This is a genomic window from Enterobacter sp. LM3 (assembly GCF_046622475.1).
In the GTDB taxonomy this organism is placed as follows: Bacteria; Pseudomonadota; Gammaproteobacteria; order Enterobacterales; family Enterobacteriaceae; genus Enterobacter; species Enterobacter cloacae_P.
In genome coordinates, this window is the sequence record NZ_JBJURN010000005.1 from 57,977 (window position 1) to 77,483 (window position 19,507).

The 19,507-nt window shown below is 51.9% G+C and carries 19 protein-coding genes; 13 read left to right on the forward strand and 6 right to left on the reverse strand.

Annotated elements, in window-relative coordinates; genetic code table 11:
- Positions 1-114 precede the first annotated feature (114 nt).
- The 10 genes from panB to ACJ9N4_RS08045 all read left to right on the forward strand — a co-directional run bounded on the left by panB (position 115) and on the right by ACJ9N4_RS08045 (position 9,742).
- Positions 115-906: a 3-methyl-2-oxobutanoate hydroxymethyltransferase gene (gene panB, locus ACJ9N4_RS08000; protein ID WP_182919425.1), complete on the forward strand. Its 792-nt coding sequence runs from the start codon at positions 115-117 to the stop codon at positions 904-906.
- 11 nt (positions 907-917) lie between these two features.
- Positions 918-1,769, forward strand: coding sequence for a pantoate--beta-alanine ligase (panC, locus tag ACJ9N4_RS08005; RefSeq protein ID WP_182273790.1), 852 nt, complete (start codon positions 918-920; stop codon positions 1,767-1,769).
- 58 nt (positions 1,770-1,827) lie between these two features.
- Positions 1,828-2,208, forward strand: coding sequence for an aspartate 1-decarboxylase (panD, locus tag ACJ9N4_RS08010; RefSeq protein WP_003856284.1), 381 nt, complete (start codon positions 1,828-1,830; stop codon positions 2,206-2,208).
- A 415-nt stretch (positions 2,209-2,623) separates the two neighbouring features.
- A complete protein-coding gene (locus ACJ9N4_RS08015) occupies positions 2,624-3,220 on the forward strand; it encodes a fimbrial protein (RefSeq protein WP_182919424.1) in 597 nt (198 codons plus the stop codon).
- An 83-nt stretch (positions 3,221-3,303) separates the two neighbouring features.
- Positions 3,304-4,047, forward strand: a complete 744-nt coding sequence (locus ACJ9N4_RS08020) for a fimbrial chaperone (RefSeq protein ID WP_182919423.1) — start codon at positions 3,304-3,306, stop codon at positions 4,045-4,047.
- A 51-nt stretch (positions 4,048-4,098) separates the two neighbouring features.
- The gene (locus ACJ9N4_RS08025) at positions 4,099-6,699 is read left to right on the forward strand and encodes an outer membrane usher protein (protein WP_182919422.1); all 2,601 of its coding nucleotides are present in this window, start codon (positions 4,099-4,101) and stop codon (positions 6,697-6,699) included.
- Between the two features lie 29 nt (positions 6,700-6,728).
- Positions 6,729-7,376 carry a fimbrial protein gene (locus tag ACJ9N4_RS08030; protein ID WP_182919421.1) on the forward strand — a complete coding sequence of 216 codons (648 nt, stop codon included), beginning with the start codon at positions 6,729-6,731 and terminating at the stop codon, positions 7,374-7,376.
- Between the two features lie 26 nt (positions 7,377-7,402).
- The gene (locus tag ACJ9N4_RS08035; RefSeq protein WP_182919420.1) at positions 7,403-7,990 is read left to right on the forward strand and encodes a fimbrial protein; all 588 of its coding nucleotides are present in this window, start codon (positions 7,403-7,405) and stop codon (positions 7,988-7,990) included.
- A gap of 16 nt (positions 7,991-8,006) precedes the next feature.
- A complete protein-coding gene (locus ACJ9N4_RS08040; RefSeq protein ID WP_182919419.1) occupies positions 8,007-8,615 on the forward strand; it encodes a fimbrial-like protein in 609 nt (202 codons plus the stop codon).
- An 8-nt stretch (positions 8,616-8,623) separates the two neighbouring features.
- A complete protein-coding gene (locus ACJ9N4_RS08045) occupies positions 8,624-9,742 on the forward strand; it encodes a fimbrial protein (protein ID WP_411500387.1) in 1,119 nt (372 codons plus the stop codon).
- Here ACJ9N4_RS08045 and ACJ9N4_RS08050 read toward each other — a convergent pair whose 3' ends face one another.
- From ACJ9N4_RS08050 to ACJ9N4_RS08065, 4 genes are all read right to left on the reverse strand, one after another.
- Positions 9,743-10,990 (reverse strand): polysaccharide deacetylase family protein, encoded by a 1,248-nt coding sequence (locus tag ACJ9N4_RS08050; RefSeq protein WP_182919417.1) that lies wholly within the window; start codon positions 10,988-10,990, stop codon positions 9,743-9,745.
- A 63-nt stretch (positions 10,991-11,053) separates the two neighbouring features.
- Positions 11,054-11,494, reverse strand: a complete 441-nt coding sequence (locus ACJ9N4_RS08055; RefSeq protein ID WP_182919416.1) for a PTS sugar transporter subunit IIA — start codon at positions 11,492-11,494, stop codon at positions 11,054-11,056.
- Positions 11,495-11,599: 105 nt separating this feature from the next.
- Positions 11,600-12,370, reverse strand: coding sequence for an ABC transporter permease (locus tag ACJ9N4_RS08060; protein ID WP_182273781.1), 771 nt, complete (start codon positions 12,368-12,370; stop codon positions 11,600-11,602).
- Positions 12,367-13,293, reverse strand: a complete 927-nt coding sequence (locus ACJ9N4_RS08065) for an ABC transporter ATP-binding protein (RefSeq protein ID WP_182273780.1) — start codon at positions 13,291-13,293, stop codon at positions 12,367-12,369. The genes ACJ9N4_RS08060 and ACJ9N4_RS08065 overlap by 4 nt, the downstream gene beginning before the upstream one ends.
- Positions 13,294-13,400: 107 nt before the next feature.
- Here ACJ9N4_RS08065 and can point away from each other — a divergent pair, with 107 nt between their 5' ends.
- Positions 13,401-14,063 (forward strand): carbonate dehydratase, encoded by a 663-nt coding sequence (gene can, locus ACJ9N4_RS08070; RefSeq protein WP_182273779.1) that lies wholly within the window; start codon positions 13,401-13,403, stop codon positions 14,061-14,063.
- Positions 14,064-14,172: 109 nt separating this feature from the next.
- Here the strand turns inward: can and hpt are convergent, their stop codons facing one another.
- Complete coding sequence (gene hpt, locus ACJ9N4_RS08075; protein WP_182273778.1) at positions 14,173-14,709, reverse strand: hypoxanthine phosphoribosyltransferase; 537 nt, start codon at positions 14,707-14,709, stop codon at positions 14,173-14,175.
- A gap of 207 nt (positions 14,710-14,916) precedes the next feature.
- On the opposite strand from hpt, the gene ACJ9N4_RS08080 reads away from it, so the two are divergent.
- A complete protein-coding gene (locus ACJ9N4_RS08080; RefSeq protein ID WP_182919414.1) occupies positions 14,917-17,307 on the forward strand; it encodes a glucose/quinate/shikimate family membrane-bound PQQ-dependent dehydrogenase in 2,391 nt (796 codons plus the stop codon).
- A 92-nt stretch (positions 17,308-17,399) separates the two neighbouring features.
- On the opposite strand, the gene cueO is transcribed toward ACJ9N4_RS08080, so the two are convergent.
- Entirely contained in the window at positions 17,400-18,968 is a 1,569-nt protein-coding gene (cueO, locus tag ACJ9N4_RS08085; protein ID WP_395121879.1) for a multicopper oxidase CueO, read from the reverse strand.
- A 146-nt stretch (positions 18,969-19,114) separates the two neighbouring features.
- Here cueO and ACJ9N4_RS08090 point away from each other — a divergent pair, with 146 nt between their 5' ends.
- On the forward strand, positions 19,115-19,462 hold the full coding sequence (locus tag ACJ9N4_RS08090) for a YacC family pilotin-like protein (RefSeq protein WP_014882582.1): 348 nt from the start codon (positions 19,115-19,117) through the stop codon (positions 19,460-19,462).
- Positions 19,463-19,507: the final 45 nt, after the last annotated feature.

Here is a 19,507-nt window from a genome sequence, read left to right on the forward strand (position 1 = left end):
TTTTTGCCGGTTAACCATCAAATATTTGTGGTTAATCGGTTGCCTAAAATCATTGTTCCCTCGAATGTTACTGTTAGAATGCGCAAAGATTCGCTTAGGCCATCAGGAAACAGTATGAAACCAACCACCATCTCCTTATTGCAGAAATGCAAACAGGAAAAAAAACGCTTCGCCACCATCACTGCATATGACTACAGCTTCGCCAAATTGTTTGCCGAAGAGGGTATCAACGTCATGCTGGTCGGAGATTCGTTAGGGATGACGGTACAAGGACATGATTCCACCTTGCCGGTCACGGTCGAGGATATTGCTTACCATACCCGCGCGGTACGCCGCGGTGCGCCAGCCTGCCTGCTGCTGTCCGATCTGCCATTTATGGCATACGCCACGCCGGAGCAAGCATTTGAGAATGCGGCAGCCGTGATGCGCGCCGGAGCCAATATGGTCAAAATTGAAGGCGGCGCATGGCTTGTTGATACCGTGAAAATGCTCACTGAGCGCGCCGTGCCGGTCTGCGGACACCTGGGCCTGACGCCACAATCCGTGAACATCTTTGGCGGTTATAAGGTACAGGGCCGTGGCGATGCGGCACAGACGCTGTTTGATGATGCCGTGGCGCTGGAAACTGCAGGCGCACAACTGCTGGTTCTCGAGTGCGTTCCCGTTGAGCTGGCAAAGCGGATCACCGACGCGCTGTCGATTCCGGTAATTGGGATTGGCGCAGGTAACGTCACCGATGGTCAAATCCTGGTGATGCACGACGCCTTTGGTATTACTGGCGGCCATATTCCTAAATTTGCCAAAAATTTCCTCACTGAAGCGGGCGACATGCGCGCTGCGGTCAGGCAGTATATTGCCGACGTTGAATCCGGTGTTTACCCGGGTGAAGAACACAGTTTCCATTAAGGAGTCTCGTTGTGCTAATCATTGAAACCCTGCCGCTGCTTCGCCAGCATATCCGTCGCGCGCGTCAGGAAGGTAAACGTATCGCACTGGTCCCCACCATGGGCAACCTGCACGACGGCCATATGAAGCTGGTCGACGAAGCGAAAGCACGTGCAGATATCGTGGTGGTCAGTATCTTCGTTAACCCAATGCAGTTTGACCGCGCGGATGACCTGGTGCGCTACCCACGCACTCTGCAGGAAGATTGCGAGAAGCTCAAAAAGCGCCACGCGGACATCGTCTTTTCTCCGGCTCCTGCAGATGTCTATCCGCAAGGAACCGACGAAGCGACCTACGTCGACGTTCCTGGCATTTCAACCATGCTGGAAGGGGCAAGTCGTCCTGGTCACTTCCGCGGTGTTTCGACCATCGTCAGCAAGCTGTTCAACCTGGTGCAGCCGGATGTCGCCTGCTTCGGTGAAAAAGATTTCCAACAGCTGGCGCTGATCCGCAAGATGGTGGACGATATGGGCTATGACATCGAGATCGTCGGTGTGCCAATTGTGCGTGCGAAAGACGGTCTGGCACTCAGCTCCCGTAACGGTTATCTGACCGCCGAGCAGCGTAAGATAGCCCCGGGTCTGAGCAAGGTCATGAACAACATGGCCGAACAACTTCTTGCCAAAGAGTTGACTGCTGAAGAGATCATTGCCCTCGCAGAGCAGGCCCTGAACGATAAAGGATTCCGCTCTGACGACGTACAAATCCGTGATGCTGACACGCTGCTGGAGCTGACAGACGACAGCAAACGTGCGGTACTTCTGGTGGCGGCATGGCTCGGCCAGGCACGTCTGATTGATAATAAAGTGGTTGAGCTGGCGTAGTTTTATCACCCTCCCCTCTTTCACAAGAGGGGTTAACGCATGATTAAAGGTAAACGTAATGATTCGCAAAATGCTGCAAGGTAAGCTTCACCGTGTGAAAGTGACTCAGGCTGACCTGCACTATGAAGGCTCCTGCGCGATCGATCAGGATTTTCTCGACGCGGCGGGTATTCTGGAAAACGAAGCCATTGATATCTGGAACGTGAACAACGGTAAACGCTTCTCCACCTATGCGATTGCCGCCGAACGTGGCTCTAAAATCATCTCCGTTAACGGCGCGGCAGCACACTGCGCGGACGTGGGTGATATTGTGATCATCGCCAGCTTCGTGATGATGTCAGATGAAGAAGCGCGCCGCTGGCAGCCGAAAGTGGCTTATTTTGAAGGCGACAACGAAATGAAGCGCACTGCGAAAGCGATTCCGGTTCAGGTTGCCTGATCTATTTCTTTACTGAATAAATTTAAAAACAAAAAGAGCCAGTTCATATTATTGGCTCTTTTTCCATTTTAAACCCACTAAAATCCCGGCCGAAATATATTATATATGTATTAAAAAACCCAAAATAATATATATTCAAATGAATAAAAAAATCCATAAAAAAATTATCAACTCCATCTCCCCCCGCAAAAAAAACAGCAATAAATCAACATAACCATCTGATATTGAAAGAATTTAATTTCAATAAAAATTAAATTTAGAATAATTAAATCAACATTCCTAAAGAATGCCAATAGAATGTTTTTGTTAATATTAAATTCTGATCAGTTTTAACCTTAACGGGATACAGTTTATTTTAGCACAAAACAGATAAATAAAAATTTTTATCTGTTATCTAATATGGATATTTATGATTATGAAAATTCAAAAATATGCAGTCGCTGTTGCGGTTTTGACTGCTGTTTCTGGTTCTGCAATGGCGGCAACGTATACGTCCGATAACGGAACCATTACGTTCCACGGGATGGTTAACAACAATACCTGTACCATTTCCATGAAAAATGAGCCGCTGAACCCACAAGCGGGTAACGATTTCAACGTCAATTTACCTACCGTCAATGTTGCCGACTTCACCACCTCAACTGCAGGCGTGGACAGTACACTGGGTAAGACTCCATTTACATTAGTGGTCGATTGCGCCGCCGATACAGTCGCATCTGCGAGTGCACAGTTTAACTCCTGGGCGGGTACGACTTCCAACAACGCAGGTGAGCTGGTTCCACCGGCTAACGTACAGGGTGCAGCGAAAAACGTTAGCCTGGTTCTTCACAACGACGGTAACACCAAGACGGATCAGATCAAAATCGATCAGGCTAACGACACCCAGTCTGTCTCACTCGACGCTAACGGTCATGGCCAACTGGACTATGTCGTTGCCTATGTGGGACCCGCAACAGGGGTCACCAGTGGTTCGGTGCAGGCGCAAGTAGCGTTCACCATGAACTACAAATAAGCAACAGGATTGTTGCTAGCTTTCATCCACTGGCAAACGCCAGTGGATGTTCCCCTTAAATCCAACAGGAAGTGGATCACATTATGTTCAGCCCCATCATAAAAAACGGATTACGCATTCTCGCCGCTACTGCTGTCAGCATGGCCTCTTTTCAGGCCAGTGCCGATATCGTTATTTCCGGCACACGTATCGTTTACCAGCAATCCATGAAAGATGTGATTGTTAATATGACCAACCGTGGCGAAAACCCACTGTTATTGCAAATCTGGCTGGACGACGGACGTGCCAATGCTAATCCTCAGGAATTAAAACTGCCGTTTGTCATTACACCGCCCATTACCCGAATTGATCCCGGTAAGGGCCAGTCAGTGCGTGTGACCTATTTACAGCAACCTCTACCGCAGGATCGGGAATCGCTATTCTGGTTTAACGTGCTGGAAATTCCCAAGAAATCTGGAATGAAAGAAAGTGAAAGTGCAAGCCAGTTACAGCTCGCTTTTCGCACCCGGATTAAACTGTTCTTCCGCCCCGATGGCTTAAAAGGAACGCCTGCCGATGCCATGAAAGCGGTGAAATGGTCGCAAACCCGTCAGGGCAGCACGCTGTCCGTGGTGGGCAAGAACGACTCGCCGTATAACGTGTCAATATCCAGCGCGACGTTTAAAGTTGGCGCAAAAGAATATGCGATTGACAGCAAATCCATTAAGCCATTCTCCAGCGAAACAATGGCCGTTAAAGGGTTAACGAATACCGCCAATGGTGAAGTCAATTATATCGCCATTAATGATTATGGCGGCACGGAAAAAATAACCGCAAAAACAAATTAATTTATACAAATTAATTATAACAACCATCTGCATCTATTGACTGGGCTTGCTATGCTTTTTCGACGTTCTTTATTATGTCTCGCTATCAACGCAGCATTGCCATTTTCCCTTCAGGCAGGCGAAAAAACGCCAGCCCCCTCTTCCGTTCCTGAAACGGAAGAAGTGGTGGAATTTAATGACCAGTTTCTGTTGAACATGGGAAGTACTGTTGACGTCAGCCGCTATGCTCAAGGTAACCCGGTATTGCCTGGCACATACCGGGTAAAAATCAGCCTGGATGGAAAAAATAAAACGACGCAGGACGTTGAATTTAAGGATAATGGCACGCCGCGCGCCGCTCCCTGTATTACGGTGGAACTCCTCAAACAAGCTGGCGTTAATACCGTTATGCTGGGCGATAAAGTGGCAGAGGATAATACCGCCTGTGTTGACATTAAAAAATCCTATCCCAACTCATCGGTTAATTTCGATATTGCCAAACTGACGCTGGAATTAACCCTACCGCAGCTCTATGTTTTAAAACTCCCGGAGGGATACGTTGACCCTTCTTTATGGGATGCAGGTATTCCGGCGGCACTGCTGTCGTACAACATTAACGCCTGGCACCAGGAAACGGATGGACAAAACGCTGACACAGGCTATGTCGGCTTGCAATATGGCCTGAATCTTGGGGCATGGCGTTTGCGCTCTCGTGGCACGCTAAACTGGGATAGCGACAATGGTTCCGATTATTCCAGCCAGGATATTTACCTGCAACGTGATATTCCGGCGTTAATGGCGCAGATTGTGGCGGGAGAAACCTACACTGCAGGCGATACCTTTGACTCGGTCAGCATTCGCGGAATGCGCTTATACAGTGACGATCGCATGCGCCCGGAAGGTCGAACCACTTATTCACCGATCATTCGCGGTATCGCCAACAGCAACGCGAAAGTCACCGTCATGCAGAGCGGCAGCAAAATTTATGAGACCACCGTACCACCGGGTCCGTTCGAATTAAGCGATCTCAGCACCACGGGTTACGGTAATGATATCGAAGTGACCGTCGAGGAAGCTGACGGCTCTAAGCGCTCCTTTATCGTACCGTTCTCATCGGTTACGCAAATGCTGCGTCCCGGAACCACGCGCTGGGAAGTGGGCGGCGGCAAACTGAATAACGACTCACTGCGCGATAAACCCTATGTCGGTTACGCCACCGGCTATTACGGTATTAATAATACGTTCACCGGCTACGCGGGCGTGCAGTATACCGATATCGATTTTTACGCCGGGCTGCTGGGCGTGGCGATGAACACGCGAATCGGGGCTTTTGCTCTGGATGTGACACATTCACGGGCAAACGTCGACGATTTGGGCTCGCTGAGTGGTCAGAGCTATCGCCTGACCTATAGCAAAATGGTGGAAACAACCGATACCTCATTCAACATCGCAGCATACCGTTTTTCGACCAAAGACTATCTCAGCCTGGATGACGCCGCACAGCTCAACGACGATATAAAACATGGCGCTAGTGATGGCCAAACCTACAGCTCCAGCAGCGAGCTTTATGCCAACTACGAACGCACCAAAAACCAGTATCAATTAAGCGTCAGCCAGCCCCTGATGTTTAACAAAGAAAACTATGGCTCGTTCTATATTACGGGAACCTGGAAAAACTACTGGGATAAAAGCGGTTATAACTCCAGCTATAACATCGGCTACAACAACAGTTTCCGCTTCGGTAACTACAGCATTGCACTGCAGCGTACTTACGACGAATACGGCGCGAAGGACGATAGCGTCTATTTTAATATCAACATTCCTCTGGATGTTTTCTCTGGCGATCGTAAAGGGCTGGCCGGTTTCAGCAACCTCAATATGAGCGTGAATACCGATATGTCAGGTAGCGCCAGCTTCAACAATTCCGCTAACGGTAATACGGATGATGGCAAGTTTAGCTATTCCGTCAGTACCGCCAGCAACCACGGCGATTATGGCGATCTGAATCAGCTTAGCGGCTACGGTTCATGGCAAAGCCCGTATGGGCCGCTCTCTGTCTCATCATCGTTCTCTGATAACGGCGACAAACAGTATTCCGCCAGCTATAACGGCGGAATGGTGCTGCACGCAGGCGGTATGACGCTGGCACCCACTTCCCTGAGCGACGATGCCCCGATTATTTTGGTCCATGCCAGCGGCGCTGAAGGCGCAACGCTGGGTTATGGCCAGGGTGAACTTAACCGCTCGGGCTACGCGATTATGCCTTATGCCGCTGCCTATCGCGAAAATCGGGTGGGACTGAATATTAGTACGCTGGAACACGATGTCGAAGTAAAGAGCACCACCGAAAACGTCGTCCCCCGCGACGGTGCGGTGGTAGAGGTTAACTTTGCCACCGACGAAGGGCGTTCCTTAATTCTCGAACTGCTTCGTGATGACCAGGGCTTTATTCCACTTGGTGCCGATGTCCTGACCGATAAAGGCGAGCAGGTCGGTACCGTAGGCCAGGCCGGACAAGCCTACGTCCGCGGCGTGGAGGAGAAAGGCAACCTGCGGGTTGTCTGGGGTAAAGAAGCGGGCAGCGCCTGCACGGTGCATTACCAGATAACCGACAGCGCGCAAAAAGCCGGGTTAACCCCCCTCCTGAGCAACCAACGTTGTCACGTGCAATAACAATCGTTACTTTACAGGGAGTTTCCTTGATGAATCACCAAAAATACCCTCATCGTCGCAGCCTGCCCATAGCTATGCTGGCACTGGCGATCGGCGCAACCCTCCCTGTGACTGCGAATGCCGGTTCAGGCGATCAATCCTTTGATGTGACGTTTAACGCGAATATTCGCAACACCACCTGCGATATGACCATTAACGGCGCTAATGCCGCTGCCACCATTACGATTGGCACGGGGCAGGTCACGCTGAGCGACATCATCCACCATAAGGATGACAACACCACCACAGCACCCAACATGGCCACCTTTTCTCTGGAGGTGAAAAATTGTCCAACATCGTTTAGTGGTATAAAAACCACCATCAGCGGCACCCCCTATGCCAACGACGCCACCATTCTGCTGCCCGGCACCAGTGACAGTCGCAACGCTACCAGCGCCCTGGGGGTGAAGATTTCCCGCGCCAGCGCCTCAACCAACTATTTTAAGATCTTCTCTGGTACTAACACCTCGGAAAGCGGGTCGGAAGTCATTATCTGGACCGCAGATGAGATGGATAAAGCCAAAGACGGGAAAGTCATGCTGCTGGCTCGTCTGGTACCAACCGGGGAATACAGCAAAACAAACCCAGGGATTGGTCAGTTCCAGGCCACCGCCACGTTCAACTTTAGCTATGAATAATTTCTGCGATATAACGGAGTTCTATAATGAAATCTAATTCTCTTTTTCTCGCACTGGCTATCGTGGGCGGGTTATTTAGCACAGCAAGCGATGCGTCGGGTATTACCGGTACCACCAGCTTGCAGGGAACCTTTGAAACGGAGGTTCTGCCCGCTACCTGTACCGGCCAGGTTATGTATAACAATGTTCCGGCCAGTGAAATTGATTTTGGCGATATCTTTATCAGCCAGTTTCAGAACATCGCCACCGCCCCCATCGAGAAAGACTTCCAAATCTCATTCACAGAATGCGAGGGCGTACTGAAAATCAACGTCGCGGCGCAGCCGGGCGCGGGCAACAGTTGCTCCGGCGATAATTACGCCACCACCGGGGCCACCAATACCGCTGTGCTGGTGGGGCAACGCGTCATGTCATCGGGTACCGATACCCAGCTTAAATGCGTAAACGGTACACCGTCTAATGCCTACACACATGAATTTGGCAGCAGAAACAACCCGAGCGGCGTGGTGTTTAATATGTTTGCGCAATGGGTGGTAGCGAACGGAAAAACAGCGGCAGATGTCACTGCAGGCCAGGCGACATCACCGGTCACGTTTATCGTTACCTACGAGTAAGTCATTGGCGGGCAAAATGCGACAGATTCCTCTTTTTATGCGGCCAACGCTCGTACTGCTCACCACGCTGTTGGCCGGGCACTGGCCCGCCCTCAGCCAGGCGGAAGACAGCGGCATGGATGTAAATTTCTCCGCCCGGATTGTGGCAAATACCTGCCAGATAAACCTGGTGAACGGCAGTGATATAACGCTGCCCACCGTCTCTCGCGACTGGTTTTACAACCCCGACAGCAGCAACCGCCTGCAGCCGGGAACCGATGCCGGCGGCACACCGTTTATCGTTCAGGTGGTGAGCTGCGATACTGCGCCAGCGGGAAGCGGCAGCCAGCAGCTTCATTTCCAGTTTGCGCCAAAGTTTGGCGTAAACCCGGTGAACAAACAGGTTTTTGCCAATAATGCCACCCAGGGACAGGCCAACAACGTTGGCGTGGTGGTGTTTTCTGAGGAGTACCATAGCAACGTACTCAAAAGCGATGGCAGTTCAGACGTGGGGTATGACCTTTCCGGGAAAGCGGAGCCGCACTTTCCCGCCGATTATACCTTTTATGCCCGTTATCAGAATACCGGCGATATCAGCAACGGCGTGGTCACCAGTAATGTCGTGATCAACGTCACCTATCAATAAAAGGATTTATGATGAAACGACGTTATTTACTGCTCCTCTTATTTTGTACGTTATTCTCCTTTGCCGGGCAGGTGCTTGCGACAAATTATAAATGCTATTTCAAAAGTTCTCAGACTATTATCCTACCCAACTTCTGGACAGCTAATCAGCTTATTTCACCCATTGGGGGAACGAGTGGCGCAGTAGGGCTCGGCGTGACTGAGACAACCGCTGCATTATTTCCAGGGGGGCAGGGGTCCGAAATAACGTGTGATCCTTCCCCCCAAAGCAATAACGCAGTGACATACACAGCCCCTGATGCCGGGATGATGGACAGTCACATTCTATCTGATTCCGGTAATGGCCAGGGGCTGTTGAAAACTAACGTTCCCGGCATTGTTTATACCATGGAAATAAGATGTGCTAACGACTGTGCTGGCGGTAACCAGCTGTATTTAAATATGCCAACCCAACCAGGAGCATCTGTGACGAGTGATGAGTACGTTGGCGGCGGTTATAAGAATAGTGAACCTAACTGGGATGTATTCTTCTCCCTGTACCAAACCCCGGACTATCGCCCCCAAGCAGGGCAGACAAATGTCATGGCAATACCGGGAACAATAGGCATCCTGAAAATGGGCGATAGCACCGCCAACATCATAAGAATAAATGTCACGACGGGCTCCGTATTATTTAAACTTAATGAGCCCACCTGCCTCACCTACTCCATCAATAACTCGAATATGCGGGATCATTATGATGTGAATTTTGGTGATTTTTTCGTTTCTGATTTTGACAAGACCAGCGGCTATACGGCTGAACGACGTTTTACACTGGATTTATACAATTGCAGTATGAACAGCATCAGCATTACGGTGAACGGTGCCCACACGGCAGACGGTAATACGTTAATCAACCAAAGCGGCACAGCAGAGGGCGTTGGTGTCGATCTCGCCGCACAGCTTGTCAATAGCTGGGAAGCCATCAAAGTTGATGGCAGTGCGTCAGTTGGCGCAAATTTCAGTGGGAATGACGGTTGGTATCAACCCTATTACCAGATCCCGTTCTCAGGGAAGTTGAAGAAGATAGGCGAGATTAAAGCAGGGAGCTTTTCATCAACCGCCACATTTACAATAAGCTACAACTGATCACCCCTGCGGCTGGTTGCTGATCAGCCGCGACATGGTTTCCAGAGAATCCGTTCTGAGAATATACAGCCGCTTCAACAGGAACGGATTATCCCCTGGCTTCACTTTCCCCCGCACCGTCGTCACCGCCAGATGGAAACCGGCATCGTTCGCCGCTTTAACCGCGTTCTCGTTGTAGCCGCCAAACGGATAGGAAAGGTACAGAACATGTGGGTTGAACTGCGCCAGATCGCGCCGCGAGCGCTTAAAGTCGAACAAAATAACGTGGTAGCTGCGGCTCAGTAAAATCGGCTGATGGTTGTCATCCACACGGTGTAAAAAGTGCGTGTGTGACTGGATATCAAACACATCCTGCATCTGCTCCAGTTCCGACACACTCATAAACTGCAGGTATTTTGGTGCCCACTTCTGCGGATGACGTTTGATTCGTGACGAGATGATAAAGGCCGTCGCCTTAAACCCGTACTCTTTCAGGATCGGGTAAGCATAGCGGTTAACGGACTTCAGGCCGTCATCAAAGGTGAGCACCACCGCCTTCGCCGGCAGGTTTATTTTATTTCGTACGTACCCTTCAAGCTGGTACATCGTCAGCGTGGTATAGCCCTGGTCGCGAAGCCAGGTCATCTGGTTACTGAAGGCACGCACGCTGGTTGTCGTGGAGGTATGACGAAAACGGGTGTTTTCCTCGTCACGTAAAATATGGTGATAAGTCATGACCGGAATACCGTGATCTTCCTGGGCATCCAGGCTACTGACCCACGCCAGACGGTTACCGATACGGATCTGGAACCAGGTCTGGTTCAGACGATCTTTAAGCTTGTTCAGGATCGGATAGCGAAGATTTGCACTTAATGTACCGAAAGGGGCGCTGCCGTTGTCGGCATCATTATAAACAGGGGTGTCTTTCCAGGTAACCAGGTTTTGATTGCTAAGGGGTTTGTTCAGGTCGCCCAGGCCATCTTCAACGCGCTGTTTTCCCTGAACCGGCTCCAGGTGCCCCTTGTCGATAAAACCCGTACCAAAACCGAAGCGAAATTCATAATAGTCTGCCGCTGCGGGTACCACGGCCAGGATCTGCCCCGCACGGACATTACCCACGTTGATCACATTGTTCCCCACCTGCGCCCAGATCGCCGCATCTTCGGTGGTTTGCATATATTGAGCAGGCAGCCTTTTCTGGCTTAATAAACTGGCTGAACTGACGCCGGAAACGAACACCAAAAGCAGGAGAAGAATACGCGTAAACATTATGTTTTTATCGGTACGGAAGAACTGATGTCATTGTAGCAAAAGCGACATCAATACCAATGTTTAATTCTTATACAGATCGTGAAGCAGGATGAAAGGTGGGTTTTTCTGCTGCTGATGCCATAAACTACTGACATCGGGGGCACCTTGCGCCACGATCGCATGACGAAACTCCTTGCTGTTTAATGATTCACGCTGTGGATACATTAACTCCAGCAATGGCAGGCTAATTCCGGAAATCACTTCACAGCAGTCATGCTTATGGCTCATTAAGGCGGCGGAACGATACGGCGCAGCACCAGATTTATCGGTGAGAAAGATAACCCCATCGCCGGTGTCGGTTTCATGCAGGGCATCACACATCATTCGGCCAAGCATATTGGTGCTCAACCCTCGCCAGTAATTAACCGCGCGACACTGCACCAGCGGGCCAAACCTGGCTTCAAGCTTTAGCAACATATCCTGCGCCTGTTCATCGTGGCAGGTGATGACCCATCCCAGCATAGCTCTCTCCTTAGCAGGCGAGTAGTTTAGCGGAGTGATGGTGAATTTACGGTGATAACTGTCAAAGAAAAGCGCCCGGCATACGGAAGGTTGCCGGGCAGAAGGTTAGCTGCGCAGCCCGCGGCCACGCTGGATCAGATACCAGCACAGTAGGTAGAAAGCGATGATAAACACCGCCAGTACCGCCACGGTGGTGAACAGTGGCACGTCAGTAATGCCGAGGAAACCAAAGCGGAAGCCGCTGATCATGTAGACAATCGGGTTCAGGTGGGACAGCGCCTGCCAGAACGGCGGCAGCAGCGTCAGGGAGTAGAACACTCCACCGAGATACGTCAGCGGCGTCAGCACGAAGGTCGGGATCAGGCTGATATCGTCAAACGTTTTCGCAAACACCGCATTCAGCAAACCGGCCAGCGAGAACAGGATCGCCGTCATCAGCAGCGTCAGCGCCACAAACAGCCACGAGTGTACCTGGAACGGTACAAAGAACAACGAAATCGCCGTTACCAGGATCCCTACGCACAGAGCACGCGCCACGCCACCGCCCACGTACCCGGCGATGATGACGTGCGTTGGCACGGGTGCCACCAACAGCTCTTCAATGTTGCGCTGGAACTTGGCGCTAAAGAACGATGACGCCACGTTAGCGTAGGCGTTAGTGATCACCGCCATCATGATCAAACCCGGCACGATAAACTGCATATAGGTGAAACCGTGCATCTCACCAATGCGGGAACCAATCAGGTTACCGAAGATGATGAAGTAGAGCGTCATGGTAATAACCGGCGGTACCAGGGTTTGTACCCAGATACGCATAAAACGGGTGATCTCTTTCGCCCAGATGCTTTTCAGCGCGACCCAGTAAAGATGCGTCATGCCTTGTCTCCTTGTTTATCCTGCACCAGAGAGACAAACAGCTCTTCCAGTCGGTTCGCTTTGTTACGCATACTTAATACCTGAATGCCCTGGGCACTCAACTGGGAAAAGACGCTGTTGATGCCCTGCTCTCTCAGCACTTCCACTTCCAGCGTGGAGGTATCCACCAGACGATACTGGTACCCTTCCAGCTCCGGCAGCGGGCTTTTCGGTGCCAAATCCAGAATAAAGGTTTCTGATTTCAGCTTGGAAAGCAGATCTTTCATCGAGGTGTTTTCCACCAGCTCACCGCGCTGAATGATGCCGATGTTGCGGCACAGCATTTCCGCCTCTTCAAGGTAGTGAGTGGTCAGAATGATGGTCGTGCCTTTGTCATTGAGATCCTTCAGGAACCCCCACATTGAACGACGCAGTTCGATATCCACGCCTGCGGTCGGTTCATCCAGGATTAACAGTTTTGGCTCATGCATCAGGGCGCGGGCAATCATCAGGCGGCGCTTCATGCCACCGGATAACATCCGCGCACGTTCGTTACGTTTTTCCCACAGATCCAGCTGTTTAAGGTACTTTTCGCTACGGGCAATCGCCTCTTTACGCTCTACACCATAGTACCCCGCCTGGTTGACAACAATCTGCTGTACCGTCTCGAACGGGTTGAAGTTGAACTCCTGCGGTACCAGCCCCAGCTGGCGCTTGGCGTTGACCACATCTTTTTCCAGGTCGTAACCAAACACGCTCACCCGGCCAGAGCTCTTGTTAACCAGCGAACTGATAATCCCGATGGTGGTAGATTTTCCCGCCCCATTCGGCCCCAGAAGCGCATAGAAATCACCCGCTTCTACTTTGAGATCTATCCCGCGTAAGGCCTGAACGCCGCCCGGATAGGTTTTCTTAAGCTGCTCAAGCTCCAGTGCAATCGCCATGAATTAAACTTACCTATAGTTCTGACACACGTTGTGTAGTTTCATTAAAAGTCGGGTTACCCTATAGTAGCGCAACGCAATCACTTGGTTACAGGTCGTTAACCTCCATGAATGACATAGATACACTCATCAGCAACAATGCACTATGGTCAAAAATGCTGGTGGAAGAAGACCCCGGATTTTTCGGGAAGCTGGCACAAGCGCAAAACCCGCGCTTTCTATGGATTGGATGTTCCGACAGCCGCGTTCCGGCAGAGCGCCTGACCGGCCTCGAACCGGGTGAACTGTTTGTTCACCGCAACGTCGCCAACCTGGTGATTCATACCGATCTTAACTGCCTTTCTGTTGTTCAGTATGCCGTTGACGTTCTGGAAGTCGAGCACATCATCATTTGCGGCCACTACGGCTGCGGCGGCGTGCAGGCGGCGGTTGAAAACCTGGAGCTGGGGTTAATTGATAACTGGCTACTGCACATCCGCGATATCTGGTTCAAACATAGCTCACTGCTGGGCGAAATGCCGCAGGAACATCGTCTCGACGCGCTGTGTGAACTGAACGTCATGGAGCAGGTTTATAACCTGGGGCACTCCACCATTATGCAATCGGCCTGGAAACGCGGACAGAAAGTGTCCGTCCACGGCTGGGCGTACGGCATTCATGATGGTTTGCTGCGTAACCTGGAAGTGACCGCCACTAACCGTGAAACGCTGGAGCAGCGCTACCGTTCGGGTATTGCAAACCTCAAACTCAAGCACGTAAACCATAAATAAGTGCCCGTAAAAAAGCCGGGTGGCGGCTACGCCTTACCCGGCCTACGTTTTCTCCCTCTCACTGTGAGAGAGGGCCAGGGTGAGGGCACCAGACCACACCCAACGAGTATTACTCGTCCAGCAGCACCACTTTCCCGACATACGGCAGATGGCGATAACGCTGCGCGTAGTCAATGCCATAACCCACAACGAACTCGTCAGGAATGGCGAAACCGACATATTCCACAGGTACCTGCACTTCACGACGGCTTGGTTTATCCAGCAGGGTACAAATGGCCAGGGATTTCGGTTCACGCAGGCTCAGGATCTCGCGCACTTTAGAGAGCGTGTTGCCAGAGTCGATGATGTCCTCAACGATCAACACATCTTTGCCACGAATATCTTCATCCAGATCTTTCAGGATTTTCACATCACGGGTTGTGGACATGCCGCTGCCGTAGCTGGAGGCGGTCATAAAATCGACCTCATGTGACACCTGCACTTCACGGCACAGGTCTGCCATAAACATGAAAGAGCCACGCAGAAGACCCACCAGCACCATTTCGCTGCCGCTGTCCTTGTAATGTTCGGTGATTTGACGACCCAGTTCGGCGATACGCGCTTTGATCTCGGCTTCCGGGATCATCACTTCAACAGTATGTTTCATATTACTAACCATATGATTTTAATGAAAATCTCTCAATGCGGATGAATCATCTTCCAGCATCGATACGCAAGCTCGCCATTATACCAGCAAATGGATAACCCTGGCGTATGAGTTATAAAAAGCAATTTTTGTGATTCCGATCACACTTGCTAATACCTATAATTAATTGCTAGCAAATAATTAACAAAACTGACGAGTACATTTTCTATGGCTGAAACAAAAACTCAACAGTCGCGTCTACTGGTGACACTAACAGCGCTATTTGCCGCCTTTTGCGGCTTGTACCTGTTAATCGGTGGCGTCTGGCTGGTCGCAATTGGCGGTTCCTGGTACTACCCGATTGCGGGCCTGGTTATGCTTGGCGTAACCGTCCTGCTCTGGCGCAGAAAGCAATCTGCACTGTGGCTTTATGCTGCCCTCCTCCTCGCAACCATGATCTGGGGCGTCTGGGAAGCCGGGTTCGACTTCTGGGCACTGACGCCACGCAGTGACATTCTGGTGTTCTTTGGTATCTGGCTGATTTTGCCGTTTGTCTGGCGTCGCCTGATTGTACCGTCCAGCGGTGCCGTAGCAGCGCTCGTTGTCGCTCTGCTGATCAGCGGCGGTATCCTGACCTGGGCCGGTTTTAACGACCCGCAGGAGATCAAAGGTACGCTCAATACGGAATCAACGCCTGCTGCAGCCATCTCTCAGGTCGCTGACGGAGACTGGCCGGCCTATGGTCGTAATCAGGAAGGTCAACGCTACTCCCCGCTGAAGCAAATCAACGCGGATAACGTTAAAAACCTGAAGGAAGCCTGGGTATTCCGTACCGGCGACCTGAAGATGCCAAACGATCCGGGTGAACTGACCAACGAAGTGACGCCGATTAAAGTCGGTGACATGCTTTATCTGTGTACCGCCCACCAGCGTCTGTTCGCGCTTGATGCCGCCACCGGTAAAGAGAAATGGCACTTCGATCCACAGCTGAATGCCAACCCGTCCTTCCAGCATGTCACCTGCCGTGGCGTCTCTTACCACGAAGCGCGTGCCGATAATGCAAGCCCTGAAGTGGTGGCCGACTGCCCTCGCCGCATTATGCTGCCGGTGAACGATGGCCGTCTGTTTGCCGTCAACGCAGAAACGGGCAAGCTGTGCGAAACCTTTGCCAACAAAGGTATCCTGAATCTGCAGACCAACATGCCGGACACCACGCCGGGTCTGTATGAGCCAACTTCACCGCCGATCATCACCGATAAAACCATTGTGGTTGCCGGTTCGGTAACGGATAACTTCTCTACCCGCGAAACCTCTGGCGTTATCCGTGGCTTCGACGTGAATACCGGTAAACTGCTGTGGGCCTTCGACCCGGGTGCGAAAGATCCAAACGCGATCCCCTCAGACGAACACACCTTTACCTTTAACTCGCCAAACTCCTGGGCACCGGCTGCGTATGACGCGAAGCTGGATCTGGTCTATCTGCCAATGGGCGTGACCACGCCGGATATCTGGGGCGGTAACCGCACGCCGGAGCAGGAGCGTTATGCGAGCGCCATCGTGGCGCTGAACGCGACTACCGGTAAGCTGGTCTGGAGCTATCAGACCGTTCACCACGACCTGTGGGATATGGACATGCCATCCCAGCCGACGCTGGCAGATATTACCGTTGACGGTAAAACCGTTCCGGTGATTTATGCCCCGGCGAAAACCGGTAACATCTTCGTGCTGGATCGCAGCAACGGTAAACTGGTGGTTCCGGCTCCGGAAAAACCGGTTCCGCAAGGCGCGGCAAAAGGCGACTACGTCAGCAAAACGCAGCCGTTCTCTGACCTGAGCTTCCGTCCGAAGAAAGACCTCAGCGGTGCAGACATGTGGGGTGCCACCATGTTTGACCAGCTGGTGTGCCGCGTGATGTTCCATCAGTTGCGCTATGAAGGCATTTTCACTCCGCCATCTGAGCAGGGTACGCTGGTCTTCCCGGGTAACCTGGGGATGTTCGAGTGGGGCGGGATCTCCGTTGACCCGAACCGTCAGGTGGCGATTGCTAACCCAATGGCCCTGCCGTTCGTGTCTAAACTGATCCCACGTGGCCCGGGCAACCCAATGGAACCGCCGAAAGACGCGAAAGGTACCGGTACAGAATCCGGTATTCAGCCGCAGTACGGCGTACCGTTTGGCGTGACCCTGAATCCGTTCCTGTCACCGTTTGGCCTGCCGTGTAAACAGCCAGCCTGGGGTTATATCTCCGGTCTGGATCTGAAAACCAACCAGATCGTGTGGAAGAAACGTATTGGTACACCACAGGACAGCATGCCGTTCCCGATGCCGGTTCCGGTACCGTTCAATATGGGTATGCCAATGCTGGGTGGCCCAATCTCTACCGCCGGTAACGTGCTGTTCATCGCGGCGACCGCAGATAACTACCTGCGCGCGTACAACATGACCAACGGTGAGAAACTGTGGCAAGGCCGTCTGCCCGCGGGTGGACAGGCAACGCCGATGACCTATGAAGTGAATGGCAAACAGTACGTTGTCATCTCAGCGGGCGGTCATGGTTCGTTTGGCACGAAGATGGGCGACTATATTGTCGCGTATGCATTGCCTGACGAAGGCAAATAAAAGCAAAACGGCAACGAAAGTTGCCGTTTTTAGTGTTTGTCCCCTCTCCCTATGGGAGAGGGTCAGGGTGAGGGCATCAGGCCGCACCTGCTTTAAACCGTGAATCCCAACATCATCCCCGTATCTTCATGCTCCAGCAGATGGCAGTGCGCCATATAGGCAAATTCTTTCGGTGCCTCATGGTCGAATTTCACCAGCACCTCACTGACTCCACCTTCAACCCTTACCGTATCTTTCCAGCCCGCGCGATGCGCAACGGGTGCATTACCGTTCTCCGAGAGAATGCGGAACTGCGTACCGTGAATATGGAATGGATGCAACATCATGTCGCCAACACCGGAAATAACCCAACGTTCAAACTGTCCCTTTGTGGCAGCAAACATCGGTGTGTTCATGTCAAACGCTTTGCCGTTGATCCGGTTGGCATTGTGGAAATCGAAGCCATGATCGCCGTGGTTCATGTTCCCCATGCCGCCCATTTTCCCGTGATCCATATTCATGTGGCCCATCATCTGCCCGTGCTGCATACCCGCCATCGCCTGATTGCCGTACTTCTCCATCAGCGCCTGCATCCCCATCATGTCGAGCATTGGATCCATTGAGAGCTGCAGCGTGCGCTGGGTTAAGCCCTCAAGTGAAGGCAAGGCCGGGAGCGTGCTTAGCGTATCCGGCAGCGTACCGGAGGCGGCAATCTGCAACGGCTGAATGCGCAACACCGGGTGAGCCTTATCAAAGGGTGCGACGGCCATCCCCATCTGGTTCACCGGCAGCGTGACCAGGTCAAACGATTTGCCATCACTGATATCCACCAGCACCTCGAATCGCTCGCCCATCAGCATCGGCAATTCGTTCACCTTAACCGGCTCAGGCAGTAGCCCGCCGTCACTCGCCACCACGTACAGCGGACGTTTATCGCTGGCAGCAAAATTCAGCGAACGCGCATTACACCCATTGAGCAGACGTAAACGCAGCCAGCCTTTCGGGGCGGCATGCTGCGGGTAAATAGCGCCGTTAGTCAGCAGCGTATCGCCAAACCAGCCTACCGCCGCACTCATCACATCCAGCTGATAATCAATCTGACCGTCTGCAGTGAATTTCTTGTCCTGAACAATGACCGGGATATCGTCAATGCCCCACTGTTTCGGCAGGCGCAACAGGCGGCTTTCATCATCTTCAATCAGTACCAGACCGGCCAGCCCCATCGCCACCTGATGGCCCGTTTTTCCGTGCTGATGTGGGTGGAACCAGCAGGTCGCTGCGCGCTGGTTGGGGGTAAAGGTGACGCTACGCTTATCACCAGCCTTGATGATCCCCTGCGGCCCACCATCAACCTCCCCCGGCACTTCCAGACCGTGCCAGTGCAGCGTAGTCTCTTCTGCCAGCGTGTTGTGGATATCAACCGTCACGGCGCTCCCCTTGCGTAGCTGGATGGCCGGGCCAAGCAGGCTACCGTTATAACCCCACGTTGTGGCGTTATGCTTACCAAAGGTCGTTTTACCGGACTGAACAACAAGCTGGATGCGGCTACGGGCATCAGCGGTGAGTAATTCGGGAATCGGTAAGGTGGGTCTGTCAGCCGCAAAAACCGCACGACTCCACAGTGGTAATGCACTGGCAACCCCCAGCGCAGCGGAATATTTCAAAAAATCACGACGTTGCATGTTCATTTCCTTATTTCCTGCAGGCGATATTTTGAGCATAAACCCTCCCCTTACCGGAAGGTCAAGTAAAGCGGTAATAATTAAAGATCGTCGCCCTGGCATCAAGTATGCTAACGTTAATTTTCCGTGATGCAGTGGTAGAAGCAATGAAGACGTTTTTCAGGACAATTTTGTTCGGCAGCCTGATGGCAATGTGTGCGAACAGCTATGCGCTAAGTGAAAACGAAGCGGAAGATATGGCCGATTTAACGGCAGTTTTTGTATTCCTGAAAAACGATTGTGGCTACCAGAATTTACCCAACGGGCAGATTCGTCGCGCACTGGTCTTTTTTGCCCAGCAGAACCAATGGGATCTCAGCAACTACGACAGCTTCGACATGAAGGCGCTCGGTGAAGACAGCTACCGCGATTTAAGCGGTATTGGCATCCCCACTGCAAAAAAATGCAAAGCGCTGGCTCGTGATTCACTCAGCCTGCTCGCCTACGTGAAATAACCTTCCCGACGCCCCTGTTGACCGCTATAACCGTGAACCCACGGT